Origin of the sequence: Streptomyces sp. NPDC001508 (assembly GCF_040298665.1) — a bacterium.
In the GTDB taxonomy this organism is placed as follows: domain Bacteria; phylum Actinomycetota; class Actinomycetes; order Streptomycetales; family Streptomycetaceae; genus Streptomyces.
Genome location: NZ_JBEPAP010000129.1, coordinates 1 through 5,734 on the forward strand (window position 1 = coordinate 1; position 5,734 = coordinate 5,734).

Genomic DNA, 5,734 nt, shown 5'->3' on the forward strand with positions numbered 1-5,734 from the left:
GCCGAGGGGGATCTGGAGTACATGGGCCGCGCCGATCACCAGGTGAAGGTCCGCGGCTTCCGGATCGAACCCGGCGAGATCGAGAACGTTCTGACAGCCCATCCGGCGATCGGGCAGGCCGCCGTGGTCGCCCACCATGACCAGCCCGGCAGCACCCGCCTGATCGCCTACGTCGTCCCCGACACCGACGAAACACCGGCAGATCTGCGTGAGTTCGTGCGGCGGCTGTTGCCCGACTACATGGCACCGTCCACGTACGTCACCTTGGACCGGCTGCCGTTGACGGCCAACGGCAAGCTCGACCGGGCCGCGCTGCCCGAACCCGATCCGGGCGCGCGGGCGGATGTGCCGCGTCGTGAGCCGCGGACCGAGCGCGAGCGACTGCTGGGGACGCTGGTCGCGCAAGCCCTGGGCGTGGACGAGGTCGGGCCCGACGACGACTTCTTCGCGCTCGGCGGGGACAGCATCGTCTCGATCCGGCTGGTCAGCCTCGCTCGCTCGGCGGGTGTCGGACTCGCGGTCCGGGACGTCTTCGAGCAGCGGACCGCGGCCGGACTGGCCGAGGTCGCCGATGAACTGGCCGTGTCGGCACCCGACCCCGACGACTCCGGCGTGGGAGGGATGGAACCGACCCCGATCATGCGCTGGTTCGACGCGCGCGGCGGCGACATCGACGCGTTCCACCAGGCGATGCTGCTGGAGGTGCCGGCCGAGCTGCGCCAGGACCACCTCGTCGCGGCCGTTCAGGCACTCGTGGACCACCACGACGCGCTGCGGTTGACCCGGACACCGGGCGGTCAGGGCAACGGGGCGTGGTCGCTTGAGGTGGGTCCGGTGGGGTCCGTGTCGGCCGCGGACCTGGTACACCGTGTCGAGACCGCCGACGCCGCCGTCGACGCGACGCTGGTCCGCGCACAGGCGGAGGCGGCGTCCGCCCGCCTGTCGGCCCAGCGTGGCCCACTGGTTCAGATGGTCTGGTTCGACGCCGGACCGGCCCTACGGGGCAGGCTGCTGGTCGTCGTCAACCATCTCGTCGTCGACGGGGTGTCCTGGCGGATCCTGCTTCCCGATCTCATCGCCGCCTGCGAGGCCGTCGGGGGCGGTCGTCCCCCACGGCTGGACCCGGTGGGCACCTCCCTGCGCCGCTGGGCGAGTCTCCTCACGGTCGAGGCCCGGCAGCCGGCCCGCACCGCCGAGGCGGCGCTGTGGAGCGAACTGCTCACCGCGGCCGACCCACCGCTGACCACTGGCCGGCTCGATGCCACGCGGGACACCGTGGGCCGCGCCCGCGAACTCACCCTCTCCCTGCCACCCGAGGTCACCACCCCGCTCCTGACGACCGTGCCCACGGCCTTCCACGCGAAGGTCGACGACGTCCTGCTCACCGCGCTCGCCCTGGCGGTCGCCCAGTGGCGCCGGACCCACGCACGCGGGCGGCACACGGCTCTTCTGGTGGACGTGGAGGGACATGGGCGCGAGCAGATCGTCGAGGGCACGGACCTCTCGCGCACCGTGGGGTGGTTCACCTCGCTGTATCCCGTCCGCGTCGACCCGGGCCCCCTGGCGTGGGAAGAGGTCGTCGACGGCGGGGCGCCGCTCGGACAGGCCCTGAAACGGGTCAAGGAACAGGTGCGCTCCCTGCCCGACCGGGGCATCGGCTACGGCCTGCTGCGGCACCTCAATCCGGAGACCGGGCCGGAGCTGGCCGGGCTCGCCGTACCGCAACTCGGATTCAACTACCTCGGCCGGTTCCCCTCGGCGGGCGCCCCGGTGGTCCCCGGCCGCCCGGAATGGGCCGTGGCCGCCGAGACAGGCCTGCTGAGCGGCGCCGACCCGGCGACCGCCCTGGCGCACGGGCTCGAGGTGAACAGCATGGTCCACGACGCCCCGGACGGGCCGGAACTGGAGGCCGTCTGGACCTGGGCGCCGGATCTCTGGACCGAACCGCACGTCCGAGCCCTGGCCGACCACTGGTTCCGAGCGATCCGCGGACTGGTCCGGCACGTCGAGCGCTCCGGCACCGGCGGCCACAGCCCCTCGGACTTCCCCCTGACCGAACTCAGCCAGCACGACATCGAGCAGCTCGAAGCAGCGTGGAGGGTGCAGAAATGACGTCGTCGGGCCTGGAAGACATCCTCCCCCTCTCCCCGATGCAGGAGGGGCTGCTGTTCCACTCCCGCTACGAGCAGGACGGCGCGGACGTCTACGCGGTGCAGCACGTCTTCGCCATCGAGGGCGCCCTCGACGCGGCACGGCTGCGGGCCGCCGTGCTCGCGCTCGTCCAACGGCACCCGAACCTGCGCGCCGGCTTCCGGCAGGTGGACTCCGGCCGGACTGTACAGCTGATAGCACGTCAGGTCGACGTTCCCTGGGACGAGTTCGACCTGTCGCCGCTTCCCGATGCTGACGCGGAGGGGGAGCTGGCCCGGCTCGCCGCCAAGGAGCACGCCCGCCGGTTCGACCTGGCCGAGCCGCCCCTGCTGCGCTTCTCCCTGGTGCGCCTGGCCGCCGAACGCCACCGCCTCATCATGACCACCCACCACATCCTGCTCGACGGCTGGTCGACGCCACTGCTCGTGCGCGAGTTGACCACGCTTTACGACAGCCAGGGCGACGCCACCGTGCTGCCCCGAGTGGCCCCCTACCGGCAGTATTTGGGGTGGCTCGCGCAGCAGGACCAGCCGGCGGCGGAGGCCGCCTGGCGGGAGGCGCTCGGCGGGCTCGAGCAGCCGACGCTGCTCACCCCGGTGGATCCGGGCCGCCCCGCACTGATGCCGGAGCGGATCACGGTGGAGCTGGACGAGGACCGCACGGCAGCGCTGGCCGACTGGGCGCGCCGGCACGGGGTGACCCTGAACACCGTGCTCCAGGCCGCCTGGGGGCTGGTGCTGAGCCGGCGCACCGGCCACGACGACGTCGTGTTCGGGGCCGTCGTGGCAGGGCGCGACCCTCAACTGCCCGGTGTCGAGAGCATGGTGGGTCTGCTGATCAACATGGTGCCGGTGCGGGTGTCCCTGGACCCGGCGCAGTCACTGCTGACCACCGTCGAACAGGTGCAGAGCGCGCAGTCGCGGCTCACCGGGCACCATCACCTCGGGCTCGCCCCCATCCAGCGACTGACCGGTCTGGGCGACCTCTTCGACACCTCTCTGGTCTTCGAGAACTACCCGTGGGACGAGCCCGGCGAGCGGCCGGAGACCGGGCTGCGGATCACCCCTGACCTGGGCCGCGGGCGGGACGCGACGCACTATCCACTGACCCTGATCGCCGCCCCTGGCCGCCGTCTGTACCTTCGCCTGGACTACCGCGACGACCTGTTCGACCGGGCGACGGCCGCCGGGTTCGTCGACCGGCTGATCCGGGTGCTCGACCTCGTCGTCATGGATCCCTCCCGGCCGATCGGGCGGATCGATCTGCTGTCCGCAAAGGAGCGGGCGGCTGTGCTGGGGGTGCCTGCGGTTGTTGTGGCGTCGCGTGCGACGTTGCCGGGGTTGTTCGAGGCGCGGGTGGCGGCGGCGCCGGGTGCGGTGGCGGTGGTGTGGGACGGGGCCAGGCTGTCGTACGGGGAGCTGAACGAGCGGGCGAACCGGTTGGCTCATGAGCTGCTGGGGCGTGGTGTCGGTCCGGAGGACGTGGTGGCTCTGGCTCTGCCTCGCAGTGCGGATCTGGTGGTGGCCGTCCTGGCGGTGCTGAAGGCGGGTGCGGCCTACCTCCCTGTTGATCCGGCCTATCCGGCTGCCCGTGTGGCCTACATGGTCACCGACGCCGGGCCGGCCCTTGTGCTGACGACGACCGAGCACCGTGCCTCGGTGGAGGCGGCGAGCAGGACGCCCGTACTGCTGCTGGACGGGCTCGACGTGACGGATCGGTCCGCGGACAACCCTGTCACCGCGCTCACGCCCGATCATCCCGCGTACGTCATCTACACATCCGGCTCCACCGGCCGACCCAAAGGCGTCGTCATGCCCGCGGGTGCGCTGGTGAACCTGCTGGAGTGGCACCACGAGGCGGTCGGTGGCGAACCCGGCACGAGGACCGCGCAGTTCACGGCCATCAGCTTCGACGTCTCCGCGCAGGAGATGCTGTCGGCCCTGATGTACGGGAAGACCTTGGTGATCCCGGACGAGGACGTCCGGCGGGACGCGGCCCGGTTCGTCGAGTGGCTGGACGAGCACGAAGTGGAGGAACTGTTCGCGCCCAACCTCGTGCTGGAGGCCGTCGCCGAGGCCGCCGTCGAGCAGGGACGCGCGCTGCCCCGGCTGCGGACCATCGCGCAGGCCGGCGAGGCCCTGACGTTGAGCCGCGTCGTCCGCGAGTTCCACGCCTCGGGACCAGAGCGCGTGCTGCACAACCACTACGGCCCCACTGAGACCCACGTGGTCACGGCCCACACCCTGAGCGACGACCCCGACAGCTGGCCGCTCACCGCGCCGATCGGCGGGCCCATCGCCAACACCCGGGCCTACGTGCTGGGTTCGGGGCTGGAGTTGGTGGCGCCCGGCGTGGTGGGGGAGCTGTACATCGCGGGATCCGGGGTGGCCCGTGGTTACTTGGGCAGGCCCGGTATGACGGCCGAGCGGTTCGTGGCGGACCCGTACGCCCCCGAGCCCGGTGCTCGTATGTACCGCACCGGTGACCTGGTGCGGTGGAACCAGGACGGCGAGCTGGAGTTCGTCGGCCGCGCCGACCACCAGCTCAAGATCCGCGGCTTCCGCATCGAGCCCGGCGAGATCGAGAACGTCCTCACCGAGCACCCCCACATCACCCGGGCCGCCGTAGTCGCCCGCGAGGACCAGCCCGGCAGGACCCGGCTGGTGGCCTATGTCGTGGCGCGGGAGACCCTGCGGCCCGAGGAGGCAAGGGAGTTCGTGCGCGAGCGGCTGCCCGAACACATGGTGCCCTCGGCCGTCGCACTCCTGGACAGCCTGCCGCTGACGGCCAACGGCAAGCTGGACCGGGCCGCCCTGCCCGCGCCGGACTTCGCGCCGACCGGATCCGGACGGGAGGCACGCACGCCGCAGGAGCAGATCGTCTGCGACCTGTTCGCACAGGTGCTGGGGCTGCCGAGGGTCGGCGTCGACGACGACTTCTTCGAACTCGGCGGCCACTCGCTGCTGGCCACCCGGCTGATCGCCCGCATCCGGGCCGCCTTCAGCGTCGAGATCGGCCTGCGCACGCTCTTCGAGGCACGGACCGCGGGCGCGGTCGCGGCCCGCCTCGACACCGCCGGGCCCGCACGGCTCGCCCTGACCAAGCAGCAACTGCCCGACGCGGTGCCCCTGTCGTTCGCCCAGCGCCGGCTGTGGTTCCTGCACAAGATGGAGGGGCCGAGCGCCACCTACAACATCCCACTGACTCTGAGGCTGAGCGGCGAGTTGGACCGTGACGCGCTGCGTGCCGCTCTCGGCGACGTGGTGGCCCGGCACGAGAGCCTGCGGACGGTGTTCCCCGAAGCCGACGGCACCTCTTACCAGCACGTCCTCGACAGCGTGAGCGTGCAGCTGCCCGTCACCGACATCACCGAGACGGAGCTGCCGGAGGCCCTGAAGTCAGCGGCCCGACACCCCTTCGACCTGGCGACCGAAATCCCCCTGCGTGCCGAGCTGTTCCGCCTCGCTTCCGACCGCCACGTCCTCGTCCTGGTCGTGCATCACATCGCGGGTGACGGGTGGTCGTTGGGCCCGCTCGCCGCCGACCTCACGCGTGCTTACACGGCGCGGGTGGAGGGGCGGGT

Annotated in this window: 2 protein-coding genes; both read left to right on the forward strand. The window is 71.9% G+C overall.

The window, feature by feature from the left end:
* On the forward strand, positions 1-2,112 hold a 2,112-nt coding region (locus ABT245_RS45485; RefSeq protein WP_351746941.1), incomplete at its 5' end, for a condensation domain-containing protein.
* The coding region (locus tag ABT245_RS45490; RefSeq protein ID WP_351746944.1) for a non-ribosomal peptide synthetase at positions 2,109-5,734 on the forward strand (3,626 nt) is incomplete at its 3' end. The genes ABT245_RS45485 and ABT245_RS45490, both read left to right, overlap by 4 nt.